This is a genomic window from Streptomyces sp. NPDC031049, from assembly GCF_055571015.1.
In genome coordinates this window covers 1-15,730 of the sequence record NZ_JBVIGC010000036.1, presented here as the reverse complement: position 1 = coordinate 15,730, position 15,730 = coordinate 1, and the positions used below count along the sequence as shown (strand labels likewise).

Annotated in this window: 13 protein-coding genes; 3 read left to right on the top strand and 10 right to left on the bottom strand. The window is 71.6% G+C overall.

Going from position 1 to position 15,730, the window contains the following annotated elements:
• From ACZ45Q_RS33750 to ACZ45Q_RS33740, 3 genes are all read right to left on the bottom strand, one after another.
• On the bottom strand, positions 1 to 321 hold a 321-nt coding region (locus tag ACZ45Q_RS33750; RefSeq protein ID WP_468268933.1), incomplete at its 3' end, for an aromatic ring-hydroxylating oxygenase subunit alpha.
• A 19-nt stretch (positions 322 to 340) separates the two neighbouring features.
• Complete coding sequence (solA, locus tag ACZ45Q_RS33745) at positions 341 to 1,489, bottom strand: N-methyl-L-tryptophan oxidase (RefSeq protein ID WP_468268930.1); 1,149 nt, start codon at positions 1,487 to 1,489, stop codon at positions 341 to 343.
• Between the two features lie 99 nt (positions 1,490 to 1,588).
• Positions 1,589 to 2,674: an S-(hydroxymethyl)mycothiol dehydrogenase gene (locus ACZ45Q_RS33740; protein ID WP_468268927.1), complete on the bottom strand. Its 1,086-nt coding sequence runs from the start codon at positions 2,672 to 2,674 to the stop codon at positions 1,589 to 1,591.
• A gap of 343 nt (positions 2,675 to 3,017) precedes the next feature.
• On the opposite strand from ACZ45Q_RS33740, the gene purU reads away from it, so the two are divergent.
• The gene (gene purU, locus ACZ45Q_RS33735) at positions 3,018 to 3,890 is read left to right on the top strand and encodes a formyltetrahydrofolate deformylase (protein ID WP_468268924.1); all 873 of its coding nucleotides are present in this window, start codon (positions 3,018 to 3,020) and stop codon (positions 3,888 to 3,890) included.
• Between the two features lie 117 nt (positions 3,891 to 4,007).
• A complete protein-coding gene (locus ACZ45Q_RS33730) occupies positions 4,008 to 4,754 on the top strand; it encodes an IclR family transcriptional regulator (protein WP_468268922.1) in 747 nt (248 codons plus the stop codon).
• A 65-nt stretch (positions 4,755 to 4,819) separates the two neighbouring features.
• Here the strand turns inward: ACZ45Q_RS33730 and folP are convergent, their stop codons facing one another.
• The 6 genes from folP to ACZ45Q_RS33700 all read right to left on the bottom strand — a co-directional run bounded on the left by folP (position 4,820) and on the right by ACZ45Q_RS33700 (position 14,361).
• On the bottom strand, positions 4,820 to 5,644 hold the full coding sequence (folP, locus tag ACZ45Q_RS33725; RefSeq protein ID WP_468268919.1) for a dihydropteroate synthase: 825 nt from the start codon (positions 5,642 to 5,644) through the stop codon (positions 4,820 to 4,822).
• 229 nt (positions 5,645 to 5,873) lie between these two features.
• On the bottom strand, positions 5,874 to 6,476 hold the full coding sequence (locus ACZ45Q_RS33720) for a sarcosine oxidase subunit gamma (RefSeq protein WP_468268916.1): 603 nt from the start codon (positions 6,474 to 6,476) through the stop codon (positions 5,874 to 5,876).
• A complete protein-coding gene (locus ACZ45Q_RS33715) occupies positions 6,469 to 9,708 on the bottom strand; it encodes a sarcosine oxidase subunit alpha family protein (protein ID WP_468268913.1) in 3,240 nt (1,079 codons plus the stop codon). Before ACZ45Q_RS33715 ends, ACZ45Q_RS33720 begins: the two co-directional genes overlap by 8 nt.
• Before the next feature lie 26 nt (positions 9,709 to 9,734).
• The gene (locus tag ACZ45Q_RS33710) at positions 9,735 to 10,967 is read right to left on the bottom strand and encodes a sarcosine oxidase subunit beta family protein (RefSeq protein ID WP_468268910.1); all 1,233 of its coding nucleotides are present in this window, start codon (positions 10,965 to 10,967) and stop codon (positions 9,735 to 9,737) included.
• A 58-nt stretch (positions 10,968 to 11,025) separates the two neighbouring features.
• Positions 11,026 to 11,886, bottom strand: coding sequence for a bifunctional methylenetetrahydrofolate dehydrogenase/methenyltetrahydrofolate cyclohydrolase (locus tag ACZ45Q_RS33705; RefSeq protein ID WP_468268907.1), 861 nt, complete (start codon positions 11,884 to 11,886; stop codon positions 11,026 to 11,028).
• Positions 11,887 to 11,922: 36 nt separating this feature from the next.
• Positions 11,923 to 14,361: a GcvT family protein gene (locus ACZ45Q_RS33700; protein WP_468268904.1), complete on the bottom strand. Its 2,439-nt coding sequence runs from the start codon at positions 14,359 to 14,361 to the stop codon at positions 11,923 to 11,925.
• A 405-nt stretch (positions 14,362 to 14,766) separates the two neighbouring features.
• On the opposite strand from ACZ45Q_RS33700, the gene ACZ45Q_RS33695 reads away from it, so the two are divergent.
• On the top strand, positions 14,767 to 15,564 hold the full coding sequence (locus ACZ45Q_RS33695) for an IclR family transcriptional regulator (RefSeq protein ID WP_468268901.1): 798 nt from the start codon (positions 14,767 to 14,769) through the stop codon (positions 15,562 to 15,564).
• A 1-nt stretch (position 15,565) separates the two neighbouring features.
• On the opposite strand, the gene ACZ45Q_RS33690 is transcribed toward ACZ45Q_RS33695, so the two are convergent.
• Positions 15,566 to 15,730, bottom strand: a 165-nt coding sequence (locus tag ACZ45Q_RS33690; protein WP_468268936.1) for an SRPBCC family protein, incomplete at its 5' end; no start/stop codon positions are given.

Below are 15,730 nucleotides of genomic sequence, written 5' to 3'. Positions count from 1 at the left end.
GTACGTCCAGGCGTGGTACGGGCACTGGAAGGCCCGCTTCACCTCGCCGGACTCCTCGGTGCACAGCTTGGCCCCCCGGTGCCGGCAGACGTTGAGGAAGCCCTTGATGGAGCCGTCCCGCGAGCGGGAGACCAGCACACTCTCGCGGCCCACCTGGTACGTGCGGAACGCGCCGGGCTTGTCCAGGTCGGCGGCGCGGGCCACACAGAACCACATGGCCTCGAACACCCGCTCCTGCTCCCGGGCGAACACCGCGGGGTCGGTGTAGTACTCACCGGGGAGCGTGGGGATCAGGCTGGGCGGCAGGTTCGTCACGGTCATCTCGTCACCTTCGGGAGTGTCAGACGCGCACACGGCGGGGATCGAACAGGGCGATGGGATGGTCGGTGGTGCCGACGGTGGCCAGGTCGGCGAGGATCTCGCCGACGACGGGCACGAACTTGAACCCGTGGCCGGAGAAGCCGCAGGCCACGATCACCTGCGGAGACTCGGGATGCCGGGCGAGGACGAAGTGCTCGTCCGGCGTGTTGGCGTACATGCAGGCCGCGCCCTTGAGGAAGCGGCCGGGCAGGGCGGGGATGCGCGGGCGCAGGTAGTCGGCCATGGCCGCGATCTCGTCCGGGTGGATCCGGCGGTCGAGCCGGTCGGGGTCACTGGGCACGCCCTTGCGGAAGAAGGCGACCTTGGCCCCGCCGTCGGGTCCGTCGAGTGCGGGGAAGCCGTAGATCTGGGTGCCGTCCGGGTCCTCCCAGATGTAGACCGGGTGCCGTTCGGCACGGAACGGGCTGATGCCGCCCTCGGGTTGGAACCAGTACATGACCTGGCGCTCCACCGTCACGCGCACACCGAGGTCGGACAGCAGCTTCGGGGCCCAGGCCCCCGGGGCGATGACCAGCCGTTCGGCGGTGTAGCAACCGCGATCGGTGACCACCCAGGCCTTGCCGCCCGGCCCGTCGGCCTCCCAGCCGAGGACCATCTCCGCGAAGTGCAGGTCCGCGCCGTGCGCGCGGGCCAGGTCGAGGTGGGCCGTGACGGTCGCCTCGGGACGGGCGATACCGGCCCCGCGCTCGTAGAAGGCGACGTCCTCGTCGGCCGGGCGGAAGGTGGGGAAGCGGCGCCGGATGTCGTCGGCGCCGAGGACCTCGTGGTCCAGGCCCCACTGGTGGGCGCTGCTCAGGGTGCGGGCGAAGGCGTCGCTGTGCTCGCGGCCGATCACCAGGCCGCCGGTCTCGGTGAAGACCTCGCGGCCGGAGTCGGCGGCGAGCTTCTCCCACAGTTCGCGGGCACGCAGCAGCAGGGGCACGTAGGCCGGGTCCTCGAAGTAGGCCTGCCGGTAGATGCGCGAGCCGCCGTGACTGGAGCCGAGGTTGTGAGCGGGGCCGAAGCGCTCGATGCCCAGTACGCGCCGGCCGCGGGCGGCGAGTTGATATGCGGCCGCGCTGCCCATCCCGCCAAGGCCGACCACGATCACGTCGTACGAAGTGGCCATGTGTCCATCTCCTGGGAATCGTGCCGATGAGGGTGTGGTGCCGCCGGTGCTCGGCGGCGGTGGCGACGCTGGAGGTGACGAGGCGTTCGACGCGGACGCTCACAGCACCACCACCGAGCGCAGGACGTCGCCGTGGCGCATCTTGGTGAACGCGGTCTCCAGCGCGTCCAGTGCGATCGTCTCGGTGACGAAGTCGCCCAGGTCGAAGCGGCCCTGGAGGTAGAGGTCGATCAGGGCGGGGAAGTCCCGGGCGGGCAGGCAGTCGCCGTACCAGGAGGACTTCAGCGCCCCGCCGCGGCCGAAGACATCGAGCAGGGGCAGGTCGAGGGTGAGGTCCGGGGTGGGGACGCCGACCAGGACGGCGGTGCCGGCCAGGTCGCGAGCGTAGAAGGCCTGTGTGAAGGTCTCGGGGCGGCCGACCGCGTCCACGACGACGTCGGCGCCGAAGCCGCCGGTGAGGCCGCGGATCGCCGCGACGGCGTCGGTCCGGGAGGAGTCGACCGTGTCGGTCGCGCCGAACCGCTCGGCCCACCGCAGCTTCCGCTCGTCGACGTCCACGGCGATGATGCGGCCGGCACCGGCCACCTTGGCGCCCGCGATCGCGGCCATGCCCACGCCGCCGCAGCCGATCACCGCGATCGCGTCACCGCGGCCCACGCCGCCGGTGTGGACGGCGGCGCCGAAGCCGGCCATCACCCCGCAGCCGAGCAGGCCGGCCGCGGCGGGCGATGCGGCCGGGTCGACCTTGGTGCACTGGCCCGCGGAGACCAGGGTCTTCTCGGCGAAGGCGCCGATGCCCAGGGCAGGGCAGAGCGGGGTGCCGTCGGCGAGGGTCATCGGCTGGGCGGCGTTGTGGGTGTCGAAGCAGTACCACGGCTTGCCCTTGCCGCAGGCCCGGCACCTGCCGCAGACGGCACGCCAGTTGAGGACGACGAAGTCACCGGGCTCCACGGCCGTGACGCCCTCGCCGACCGACTCGACGACACCGGCCGCCTCGTGGCCGAGCAGGAAGGGGAACTCGTCGCCGATCGCGCCCTCCCGGTAGTGCAGGTCGGTGTGGCAGACACCGCAGGACTGCACCCGCACCAGCGCCTCACCGGGGCCGGGGTCCGGCACCAGGATCGTCTCCACCGAGACCGGTGCGCCCTTGTGGCGGGCGATCACGGCGCGTACCTCGTGTGTCACGGTCGATCTCCTCGTCAAGGGGGGCGGCCGAGCACGATCCTCGGGATGTCCGGCCTGCCCTGATGTTGCGCTATACGCAACTTCCATCGCTATAAGCAACGACCGACCAAACTGTCTCCCCACGAACACTCTCTGTCAAGGGGTCGGCCGCGCGAAGTCGCCATCCCGGACACGTGCACCCCCAGCCCGGGGCGGCGCTCCGGCGCCCGCACGGCGACGGGGCGGCAAACACCTCGCCGCACAGGCACCCCCGCACCCTTGACGGCACTTCACCCGGCCCGCATGATGTTGCGCATAGCTCACTGTGTTGCGTACTGCGCACCACCGACCGACGGAGGAAGGCATGTCTCCTCGACCGCAGCCCGGCCGTGAGTTCATCCTCACCCTTTCCTGCCCGGACCAGGCCGGCCTCGTCCACGCAGTGACCACCTTTCTCGTGAGCCACTCGGGGAACATCCTGGAGAGCCAGCAGTTCGACGACCGGTTGCAGGGCCGCTTCTTCATGCGGGTGCACTTCGCCGTCTCGGACCCCGGCATCTCACTGGAGGACCTGCGCACCGGCTTCGGCCCGGTCGGCCAGGCCTACGGCATCACCTGGCAGCTGCACGACGCGTCGACCCCGACGCGCACGCTGATCATGGTGTCGAAGTTCGGCCACTGCCTCAACGACCTGCTGTTCCGCGCCTCCACGGGTGCGCTCACCATCGAGATCCCGGCGATCGTCTCCAACCACCGGGACTTCGAGCCGCTGGCGCAGAGCTACGGCATCCCCTTCCACCACATCCCGGTGACCAAGGAGACCAAGGCCCAGGCCGAGGCCCGGCTGCTGGAGCTGGTGCGCGATCTGGACGTCGACCTGGTGGTGCTGGCCCGCTACATGCAGATCCTCTCCGACGACCTGTGCAAGCAGCTCGACGGCAAGGCCATCAACATCCACCACTCGTTCCTGCCGAGCTTCAAGGGCGCCCGCCCGTACGCACAGGCCCACGCGCGCGGCGTGAAGCTCGTCGGCGCCACGGCACACTACGTCACGCCCGACCTCGACGAGGGCCCGATCATCGAGCAGGACGTCGTCCGCGTGGACCACTCCCGCGCCCCCGACGAACTGGTCGCACTGGGCCGCGACGTGGAGGCCCAGGTGCTCGCCCGCGCCGTCGAGTGGCACAGCCGGAGCCGGGTGCTGGTGAACGGGAACTGCACCGTGGTCTTCCGCTGAGGGGCGGAGAGCGCCATGGGGCCTGCGCCCTCTTGGCGGCCGTGGGAATCCCTCCTATAGTTGCGCTATGAGCAACTACATCGCACATACTGAAACAGTGGTCCTGCGATGAACGGTGTGCAGTCCGTCGATCGCGCCGTCAGTGTTCTGGAGGTCCTCGCCCAGCGCGGCGAGGCGGGCGTCAGCGAGGTGGCCGCCGAGATCGACGTCCACAAGTCGACCGCGTTCCGTCTGCTCGGCGCCCTGGAGGCGCGTGGCCTGGTCGAGCAGACAGCGGAGCGGGGCAAGTACCGGCTGGGCTTCGGCATCGTGCGCCTGGCCGGCGCGGTCACCGGCCGCCTCGACATCACCCAGCAGGGCCGCCCGGTGTGCGGGCGGCTCAGCGAGGAGATCGGAGAGACCGTCAACATCGCCGTCCTCCAGGAGCACTACGCCGTCAACCTGTACCAGGTACGCGGCCCGGGCGCGGTCGGCACCCAGAACTGGGTCGGCCAGATCACCCCGGTCCACGCCACGTCGAGCGGCAAGATACTGCTGGCCCATCTGCCGGCCGAGCAGCGCGCCGGTGTGCTCGCCGCGTCCGGGATGGCGAAGCTGACCCCGCACACCCTGACGGCCAGGACGAAGCTCGAGAAGAACCTCGCCGAAGCCCGTGAGCGCGGGTACGCGGTGACGCTGGAGGAGCTGGAGATCGGTCTGCACGCCCTGGCGGCCCCGATCCGCTCCCGCGACGGCGAGGTCGTCGCCGCGCTCAGCGCATCCGGCCCCGCCTACCGCTTCACCGAGGAACGCATGCACGAGCTGGCTCCGGCGCTGATCGACGGCGCGCGGGAGATCAGCCACCGCATGGGCTGTCCGGGCTGATGCCTTCCGGAGCGCCAGGCCCGGCTGCCTTCCGAGGCGCCCGGCCCGGCTGCGTTGCGAGGCGCTCAGCTCAGCGGCGACCGCGCCGGCATGGCCTCGACGCCCCAGCGAGCCGTCACCCGGACCGCGTCGGACGTCGAGGCCACGTCGTGCACGCGCAGGCACCAGACGCCCTGCGCCGCGGCGAGTACGGACACGGCGGCGGTGGCGGTGTCCCGCAGCCGCGCGGGCCGAGGTTCTCCCGTCGTCCGGTCCGCCAGCAGGCTGCCCAGGAACGACTTGCGTGACGCACCCAGAAGGACCGGATGTCCCAGCCCCATGACGTCCCCGAGGCGGCCCAGCAGCTCCCAGTTGTGCTCGGGCGTCTTGGCGAAGCCCAGCCCGGGATCGACGACCAGGCGGTCCGGCCGTATCCCCGCCCGCAGCGCCGCGTCGATCCTCAGCCGCAGCTCGTCGAGCACCTCGGTGACGACGTCTTCGTACACGGCGTTCGCCTGCATGCCGGCGGAATGCCCGCGCCAATGCATCAGCACGTACGGCAGGCCCGTCCGGGCCATCAGCGGCAGCATCGCCGGGTCGGCGAGACCGCCGGAGACGTCGTTGACCAGCCGCGCGCCCGCTTCCAGGGCGCGGGCGGCGACCTCGGCCCGCATGGTGTCGACGCTCACGACCGCGCCCGCCGCCGCGAGGTCCCGGACGACGGGCAGGACTCGTCGCAATTCCTCCTCGGCCGTCGGGCGTGCCGCGCCGGGGCGGGTGGACTCGCCACCCACGTCGACGATGTCCGCGCCTTCCTGGAGCAGCGCGAGCCCATGGGCGACGGCCGCGTCCGTGGCGAACGACCGCCCGCCGTCGGAGAACGAGTCGGGGGTGACGTTCACGACGCCCATGACCAGTGTTCGGCCGGGACGTGGCAGACCGTGCGGATGACGTCCCGGTGTGCCCGGGCGGGGAGGGGTGATGGCGTGAGCCGTGAGGGTCACAGGAGTCCAGCTTTCGAACGTACGTCGATCAGATTCCGCGCAAGGCCCCGGGGGAGCCCCTCGACGGGGGCTCCCCCGGGTCAGGACGGGCGCGCCCCGCCGCACCGCTCGGGCAGGTTCCGGCAGGCGCATGGCGTCAGACGTGTTCCGTCGCCGCATCGAGCAACCAGTCCGCCAGATAGCCGGCGAACGTCGAGCGCACCAGCACCCAGAACCCGGCCCTCGGATCGTCCCGGGCGACCAGGACGACCTGTGCGCGGCCCAGCGTCGTCTGAGCGCAGCGCCCGGCGCCGAAGGCCCGCGGGTGCAGGTCCAGCGGGCAGCCGTGGGCCAGCAGGTCACGGGCGCGCGGGCCCGAGACCAGGAGCGTGGTGCGCTGCGCGGAGACGTCGATCACGGAGACGAACTCGTCCCCGGCGGCCTGACGGATGCGGCTCTCCAGGTCCCGCTCGCTCCCCGGCGGGCCCACCAGCAGCCACTCGTCCGGGCCCAGCCACAGCGCGGTCAGTTCCCCCACGCGGACGACGGTGTTCGGCTGGAGCGGCAGCGGCAGGCCCAGGGCGAGTCCGACGGCCTCCGCCGCCGCTCCCTTGGCGTCGAGACGCACGTCGAGCTGGGCCAGGAAGGGCAGTTCGGCCAGCCGGATCGCGCCCCCGGACGTGCGGGTCGCGGCGGCCAGGCGGTCCGCGGCCTGCGACAGCGGGCTGCGGAGCGGAGCGGACAGGGCGGTCTCAGCCATCGCGGCGGGCTCCCTCGGGGTCGTAGAGGACGGGGCTGGCGACGGTCACCGGGACCAGCTGGTCGCCCACGGGGGCGTACAGCCGCTCGCCGATGCGGTCCCGGCCGCCCTTGATCAGAGCGAGCGCGAACGTCCGGCCGAGGGCGGCACTGCGGTAGCTGGAGGTGACATGGCCCAGCATCGGGACGGGCGGGGCCGGCAGCACACCCTCGGCGATCAGATGAGTCCCCTCCGGGAGGAAGGTCCCCGGGTCCTCGGGGAGCAGGCCGACCAGGTGCTTGCGGTCGGGGCGGGAGGTGTCGGCGCGGGCGAAGGACCGCTTGCCGATGAAGTCCGGCTTCTTCTTCGACACCACCCAGCTCATGCCGAGGTCCTGCGGGGTGACGGTGCCGTCGGTGTCCTGGCCGACGATCGGGTAGCCCTTCTCGGCGCGCAGGACGTGCATGGTCTCGGTGCCGTACGGGGTGATGCCGTACGGCTGCCCGGCCTCGTACACCGCCTCCCACAGGGTGAGGGCCTGCCACGGCGACACGTTGATCTCGTAGGCGAGTTCGCCGGAGAAGCTGATCCGGCAGATGCGGGCCTCGATGCCCGCGACGGTCGTCTCCCGCCAGGCCATGAACGGGAAGTCGTCGTTGGCGACGGCGAGTTGCGGCGCGAGCGAGGCCAGGACCTCGCGGGACCTGGGACCGACCAGGGCGACCGTGGCCCACTGCTCGGTCACGGAGGTGCAGTGGACCTTCAGCTCGGGCCACTCGGTCTGGAGCCACTCCTCCATCCAGTCCAGTACGGCGGCGGCGTTGCCCGTCGTCGTGGTGACCAGGAAGCGGTCGGATGCCAGGCGGATGACCGTGCCGTCGTCGAAGACCATGCCGTCCGGGCGGCACATGACGCCGTAGCGGATCATGCCGGCCTTCAGTGTGCTCATCATGTTGGTGTAGAGCCGGTCGAGGAAGACGCCGGCGTCCGGGCCCTGGACGTCGATCTTGCCGAGGGTGGAGGCGTCCATGAAGCCGACGCTCTCACGGGTGGCGGCGCACTCGCGCAGCACGGCGGCTTCCATGTCCTCGCCGTCCTGCGGGTAGTACCAGGGGCGCTTCCACTGGCCGACGTTCTCGAACAGGGCGCCGTGCGCGACATGCCACGCGTGGAGGGCGGTCGTGCGGACCGGGTCGCTCAGCGCGCCCCGGTCGCGGCCGGCGAGTGCGGCGAAGGAGACGGGCGCGTACGGCGGACGGAACGTGGTCGTGCCGAGCGCCGAGACGTCCACGCCGAGCAGTTCGGCGACGACGCCACTGGCCAGCACGCCCGAGGTCTTGCCCTGGTCGTTGGCGGTCCCCGCCGTGGTGTAGCGCTTGGTGTGCTCCACCGACCGCAGGCCGGCACCGGTCGCCCGGGCCAGGTCCTCCACGGTGACGTCACGCTGGAGGTCGACGAAACGAGGGCCGCCGTCCGCGCCGGGGACGACGTACACGTGCATCGGGGGCGTGAGACGGGGCTGACCGGTCACGTGCGGCAGGCGGGTCGCCCGGGTCGGGTGGCCCGCGGCCTCGACCGCCCGGGCACCGGCGGACGCGCCCTGGGCCAGGACCGCGGCCGGGTCGAGGACACCGCTCGCGCTGCCCGCGACCTCGACCGCCTGACGGCAGGTGTCGGGGACGAAGGAGCCCAGCTTCTCGTCGTGACGCAGTTTCCCGCCGGCCTGGCTGAACAGGTGGGCCACCGGGTTCCAGCCACCGGAGACCAGCAGCAGGTCGGCGGCGAGCCGACGTCGGCCCGTCGGCTCTCCGTACGGTGCGACGGTCACGGCGGTGAGACGTGCGCCTCCTTCCGTGCCGGTGACGGCGTGCCCGGTCAGCACCTCGATGCCGGCCGCCCGCGCGCGTTCGGCCCACTCCCCCGCGTCGGGACGGGTGTCGACGATCGCCTCCACGGCGAGCCCGGCCGAGGCCAGGTCGAGCGCCGCCGCGTACGCACTGTCGTTGGTGGTGAAGACCACCGCGTGGCGACCCGGCAGAACCCCGTGGCGGTTGAGGTACGTGCGGGCCGAGGAGGCCAGCATCACGCCGGGGCGGTCGTTGTCCGGGAAGGCCAGCGAGCGCTCGTGGGCGCCGGTGGCCAGGACCACCCGGCGCGCGCGGATGCGCCAGACGCGTTCGCGGGAGACGTGCTCAGGGGCGTCGGCGCCGAGGTGGTTGGTGCGGCGCTCGACGGCGAGCAGGTGGTTGTCGTCGTAGTAGCCGAAGACGGTGGTGCGGGGCAGGACGCGGGCCTCGGGGGCGGCGTCGAGCAGCTCGCTCGTCTCCCGGACCCAGTCGAGGTGCTCGCCCGTGCCGAGCAGGCTGCCGCCCGGTTCCGGCTGGTCGTCGGCGAGGATGACGCGGGCACCGCTCGTCGCTGCCGCCGCCGCTGCCGCGAGACCGGCCGGGCCGGCACCGACGACCAGAAGGTCGCAGTGGGCGTGTACGGCGTCGTAGCGGGCCGGGTCCGGTTCGGTGGCGAGGCGGCCCTGGCCGGGGAGGCTGCTCGCGACCAGGCCGTCGTACAGCTCGACGGTCGTGGCGGGGAGCATCGGCTCCGGGAAGGGCTCCTCGATCTGGATGACCGCGTTGGGCTCTTCGACACCGGCGGAGAAGATGCCTCGGGGACGGCCGAGCTTGATGCTGGTGCCGGTCTGGATGACGCCGTTGGCGAGGAGCGCGGAGGCGAGGGTGTCGCCCCTGTAGCCCTGGTATGCGGTGCCGTCGAAGGTGAAGGTGAGGGGGGTGTCGCGGTCGATGCGGCCGCGGGTGGGGTGGCGGAACGGCTGTGTCCCGCCCCCGCCGCCCCTACCCGTCCCGTCCTGAAGGGGCTCCGCCTCTTCGGCCCCGCTGGGGGCTGCGCCCCCGGGGCCCGCTTCGGCCTGAACGGCCTCGTCCTCAAGCGCCGGACAGGCTGGGACAGCCTGCCTCGGCTCCATCGTCGCAGGGCGTTCCTCGCCCGACCGGTACACCGTCAGGATCTCGTTCGTCGACGTGTCCCGCACCGCGTTGAACCAGCGGCGGCAGCCCGCCGTGTGGCTCCAGCGCTCGGCGAAGGGGCCCTTGGGGTTGTCGCGGAAGAACAGGTAGCGGGCCCAGTCCTCGTCGGAGAGGGACGCCGGGTCTTCCGGGTAGGGCACGTGGGCCTGACCGCCGTAGTGGAACTCGGCCTCGTCGCGGGGCCCGCACCACGGGCAGGGGATGAGCAGCATGGATCGGCTCCCAGATTCCAGTGGTCCTAGTGGGCCACCGCGGCCGCGCCGTGCTCGTCCACGAGCGCGCCGGTGGTGAAACGGTCGAGCGAGAAGGGGGCGTTGAGGGCGTGCGGCGTGTCGTGGGCGATGGTGTGGGCGTAGACCGAGCCGACACCCGGGGTGGCCTTGAAGCCGCCGGTGCCCCAGCCGCAGTTCAGGTAGAGGTTGTCGACGGGGCTGAGCCCGACGATCGGCGAGGCGTCGGGGGTGACGTCGACGATGCCGCCCCAGGTGCGCAGTACGTGGGCGCGGGCGAAGACCGGGAACAGCTCCAGGGCCGCCGACATCTGGTCCTCGATGACGTGGAAGGCGCCGCGCTGCGTGTACGCGGTGTACGCGTCGATGCCCGCGCCCATCACCAGCTCGCCCTTGTGCGCCTGGCTGACGTACACGTGGACGGCGTTGGACATGACGACCGTGGGGTGGACCGGCTCCAGGAGTTCCGAGACCAGCGCCTGCAGCGGGTGGCTCTGGAGGGGGAGTTCGATACCCGCCATGGCGGCGAGGACCGAGGTGTGGCCCGCCGCGCAGAGCGCCACCTTGCCGGCTGCGATGGGGCCGAGGTTCGTCTGGACGCCCACCACGCGGTCGCCGACCACGTCGAGGCCGGTGACCTCGCAGTTCTGGATGATGTCGATGCCCGCCGCGTCGGCCGAGCGGGCCAGGCCCCAGGCGACGTAGTCGTGCTTGGCGATGCCGGCACGGGGCTGGTAGGTGGCGCCCAGGACCGGGTAGCGCACGTCCTGCGAGATGTTGACGATCGGGCAGACGTCCTTCACGCCGTCCGCGTCGAGCCACTCCGCGTCCACCCCGTTCAGCCGGTTCGCCTCGACGCGGCGCACGCTGTCGCGGACGTCCTGGAGGCTGTGGGCCAGGTTCAGCACACCTCGCTGGGAGAACAGGATCGGGTAGTCCAGCTCCTCCCCAAGGCCCTCCCACAGCTTGAGCGCGTGCTCGTAGATGCCGGCGCTCTCGTCCCAGAGATAGTTGGAGCGGATGATCGTGGTGTTGCGGGCCATGTTGCCGCCCGCGAGCCAGCCCTTCTCCAGCACGGCGACGTCGGTGATGCCGTGGTTCCTGGCGAGGTAGTGCGCGGTGGCCAGGCCGTGCCCGCCGCCGCCGACGATCACCACGTCGTACGACCGCCGGGGGTCGGGATTCCGCCACAGGAAGTCGGGGTGGTCGGGGAGGTCGGCGCCGGGGGTGCGGGGGCTCATCGGACGTCTCCGTCTTCTGAAAGGTGCGGATGCTGCGGGTACTCGGGGATGTGCGCGTTCATACGGCGGTGGCGTTCCTCTCGGCGGCCTCGACGACGTTGGCGAGCAACATCGCCCGGGTCATGGGCCCCACGCCGCCCGGCATGGGGGCGATCCAGCCGGCGACCTGGGCGGCGTCCGGGTGGATGTCGCCGACCAGGCCCTGGTCGGTGCGGGTGATGCCGACGTCCAGGACCGCGGCGCCGGGGCGCAGCATGTCCTGGGTGACCAGTCCCGGTGAGCCGGCGGCCGCGACGACGATGTCCGCCTCACGGACGTGCCAGGCCAGGCCCTTGGTGCCGGTGTGGCAGAGGGTGACGGTGGCGTTCTCGGAGCGGCGGGTGAGGAGCAGTCCGATGGGGCGGCCCACCGTGATGCCCCGGCCGATCACGCAGACGCGCGCTCCGGCGAGCGGTACGTCGTGACGGCGGAGCAGTTCCACGATGCCGCGCGGGGTGCACGGCAGCGGTGCCTCGACACCCAGGACGAGCCGGCCGAGGTTGACGGGGTGCAGGCCGTCGGCGTCCTTGGCCGGGTCCATGCGCTCCAGCACGGCGTTGGCGTCCAGGTGGCGGGGCAACGGCAGCTGAACGATGTAGCCGGTGCAGGCCGGGTCGGCGTTGAGCTCGTCGATCGTTTCCTCGACCTGCTGCTGGGAGGCGTCGGCGGGCAGCTCCCGGCGGATGGAGGCGATCCCCGCCTGGGCGCAGTCGCGGTGCTTGCCGGCGACGTAGGCACGGCTGCCGGGATCGTCGCCGACCAGGACCGTGCCGAGGCCCGGCGGGAGTCCGGTCGTGGCCGTCAGCTTGGCCACGCGTTCCGCGAGTTCGCGGCGGATGTCGGCAGCGGTCGCCTTGCCGTCGAGCAGCTGTGCGTTCACCGGCGGTGTTCCTTCCCTAGGACGGGGCGCGGGGTGTCAGCCACGGAGGCGGGACATGGTGGGGTCGAACAGGGGCTCCTCGGCGACCACGGCCTCGACGCGCTGGTCGAAGTAGCCGATCCGCACGGGGGTGCCGGGGACGGTGAGTTCGGCGGGGAGCCAGGCGTAGGCGATGCCCTTGCCGACGGTGTGTCCGTAGGCGGCGCTGGTGACGTAGCCGATCGGCCGGTCGCCGTCGTACACCGGTTCCTTCCCCATGACGACCGACCGCGGGTCGTCGATGGTGAGGCAGGTCAGCCTGCGTCGTACGTCGGCCTTGCGGCGTTCCAGCGCGGCCTTGCCGACGAAATCGGCCTTGTCGAGCTTGACGGCGAAGCCGATGCCGGCCTCGTAGGGGTCGTGCTCATAGGTCATGTCGGTGCCGAAGGAGCGGTAGCCCTTCTCCAGGCGGAGGCTGTTGAAGGCGCCGCGGCCGGCCACGATGCCGCCGAGCGGGCGGGCCGCCGCCCACAGGGTGTCCCAGAGTTTGAGGCCCTGCTCGGCGGTGGTGTACAGCTCCCAGCCGAGTTCGCCGACGTAGGACAGGCGCATCGCCGTCACCGGGACGCTGCCGACGTAGGCGCGTTTGGCCCGGAAGTACTTCAGGCCGCTGTTGGTGAAGTCCGCGTCCGTGAGCGGCTGGAGTACCTCGCGGGCCAGCGGCCCCCACAGGCCGATGCAGCACGTGCCCGCGGTGATGTCGCGGACCTGGACGGTGCCGTCGGCGGGCAGGTGACGGGCGAACCAGTCGAGGTCGAGGTTGCCGTTGGCGCCGACCTGGAAGAGGTCCGGGGCCAGGCGGGCGACCGTGATGTCGCTGCGGACACCTCCGTCGTGGTTCAGCAGCAGCGTGTAGGTGACCGAGCCGACGGACTTGTCCACCTTGCCGGTGCACAGCCGTTCCAGGAGGGCGGCGGCGCCGGGGCCGCTCACCTCGAGCCGCTTCAGGGCCGTCATGTCGTACATCGCCACGGTCTCGCGGGTGGCCTGGGCTTCGGCACCGACGATGGGGGACCAGTAGCGCGCGGCCCAGTCGTTGGGGGTGACGACGTCACGTCCCTCGGCCAAGGCGGCGTTGGCCTCGTACCACTGGGGCCGCTCCCAGCCGTTGGCCTCCAGGAAGAACGCGCCGTGCTCCCGCTGGCGGGCGTAGAAGGGGCTGGTGCGCAGGGGGCGCAGGTCCTCCGCCGGCTGGAGGGGGTGGAGGATGTCGTACACCTCGGCGAAGTTGCGGCAGTCACGGGCCAGTACGTACTCGGGCGCGAGCTGGTGCGGCTCGAATCGGTTGACGTCGCACTCGTGCAGGTCGAAGGAGGAGCAGTGGCCGTCGACCAGCCATTCGGCCATGGCCCGCCCCACGCCCGCGGAGTGGGTGACCCACACGGCCTCCGCGACCCAGAACCCCTTGACGTCGGGGGACTCGCCGAGCAGGGGCAGGCCGTCGGTGGTGAAGGAGAACAGGCCGTTGATGCCCTCCTCGACCTTCGCGTCCCGCGTGGCGGGCAGCAGGGACTGGGTCTCGGTCCAGGCCTCGGCGAAGTCCTCCTCGGTGAACTTCAGCACCGACGGCATCTCGTCCGCCTCGTCCACGGAGAGGATGTCGTCGGCGGAGACCGGCATCGGGCGGTGGCCGTAGTAGCCGATGCCCAGGCCGTCGTAACGGTCGCGGTAGTAGAGGTCGGCGTCCTGGTGACGCAGGATCGGGCGGACCGCCTCCTCGGTCTGCCCGGCCAGCGCCGGGACGGAGCCCGTCCACGCCAGCTGGTGGGCGAGCGGAGTGAGCGGCAGGTTCATGCCAGCCATGCGGGCGATCTTCGGGCCCCAGATGCCGGCGCAGCACACGACGATGTCGGCGGGCAGTTCGCCGTGGTCGGTGAGGACGCCGGTCACCCGGCCCTCGCTGTGCCGCACGTCCAGGACCTCGTGGCGGGCGAGGAAGCGCACTCCACGGTCGGTGGCCCGCCGGATCTGCGCCTCCACGGCGAGGACGGCCTTCGCGAGGCCGTCCGTCGGGACGAGCAGGCCGGCCAGGACCCGGTCCGGGTTCACCAGCGGGTGGTGCGCGACGCACTCCTCGGAGTCGAGCAGCCGGGACTCGATGCCCCATGAGGTGAGCCAGCCGTGGCGCCGCTGGAGCTCCGCGACGCGCTCGGGGCAGGTCGCCACCTCCAGACCGCCGACCTGGAGGAAGCAGGGCTTTCCGTCGACCTCGAGGGAGCAGAACTTCTCGACGGTGTAGCGGGCCATCTCCGTCATGGTCTTCGAGGAGTTCGTCTGGAAGACCAGGCCGGGGGCGTGCGAGGTCGAGCCCCCGGTGGCCGGGAGCGGCCCCTGGTCGACCACCGTCACGTCGGTCCAGCCCCGCTCGGAGACCTCGTCCGCGAGAGCCGCGCCGACAACGCCCGCTCCGATGATGACCACACGCGGTCCCGCCATCGCCGCACCTCCGATTGTGAAACCAGTCGAGCCTTGTTTGGTTGCTGTGGACGCAACTTGATTCAATCTGCGCAACTCAATGTGCCTTCCGTGCAGGTGGGTGTCAAGGGCCCGGAGACACCGGAAAACCAGCGGGCCGGGGGCCGGAACACGGAGCGGGGAACGGGCCGGAGACGAGGGCCGGGACACCGGCCGAGAGGCATTCCGGGACGCGGCCGGGCACAGCGACGCCCGGGGGTGAGCGCATGAAGGCACGCAGGGCCCGCCGGGCGTGTTTCGCCCTCCGCCCGGAGGGCAGGTGCCGACCGGCGCCCTGTGCCGCCGCGCCCGGCGCCGATCGGTTCAGGCTTCCGGGTGGCCTTGTCCACCTGCGGCTGCGTTGTTTACCTCACGTATAGTTTCACTATGAGCAACTACAACCCCGACACGGAAGCGACCAACCCGCCCACCGGCGGTGTGCAGTCGGTGGACCGCGCCATCAGCGTGCTGGAGATCCTCGCTCAGCGTGGCGAGGCGGGCGTCAGCGAGGTCGCCGCCGAGATCGACGTGCACAAGTCCACGGCCTTCCGGCTGCTCGGCGCTCTGGAGGCGCGCGGCCTGGTGGAGCAGGCCGGTGAGCGCGGCAAGTACAGACTGGGCTTCGGCATCGTCCGCCTGGCCGGCGCGGTGACCGACCGCATCGACATCACCCAGCAGGGCAGGCCCATCTGCGAGCGTCTGGCGGAGGAGCTCGGCGAGACCGTCAACATCGCCGTCCTTCAGGAGCACTACGCGATCAACCTGTACCAGGTGCGTGGCCCCGGCGCGATCACGGCGCACAACTGGGTCGGTCAGCTGACTCCGCTGCACGCCACGTCCAGCGGCAAGGTGCTGCTGGCCCACCTGCCCGCCAAGGAGCGCGCGACGCTGCTGGCCGAGGCCGGCCTGAAGAAGGTCACGCCGCGCACCCTCACCGCGAAGACGAAGCTCGAGAAGAACCTCGCCGAGGTACGGGAGCGTGGCTACTCCCTCACCCTGGAGGAGATGGAGATCGGCCTGCACGCCATGGCGGCACCGGTGCGCAACCGGGACGGCAAGGTCATCGCGGCGCTCAGTGCCTCCGGTCCCGGGTACCGGCTGACCGAGGAGCGTATGCACGAGCTGGCGCCCGAGCTGATCAAGGGCGCCGACGAGATCAGCCACCGGATGGGCTACCTGGGGTGAGTCACCCCCGAGAGGTGCCCAGGCGTTCGTTCACCCAGGTGTGGAACTCGCCGATGTGGTGCTCGCTCGGTACCAGCACCCCGCCCTTGGCGTAGGTACGGGAGCTCATCCCGGGCTGGGTGCGCTCGCAGGCGTCGAAGTCCTGCTGATTGACCCGGTGGAAGAG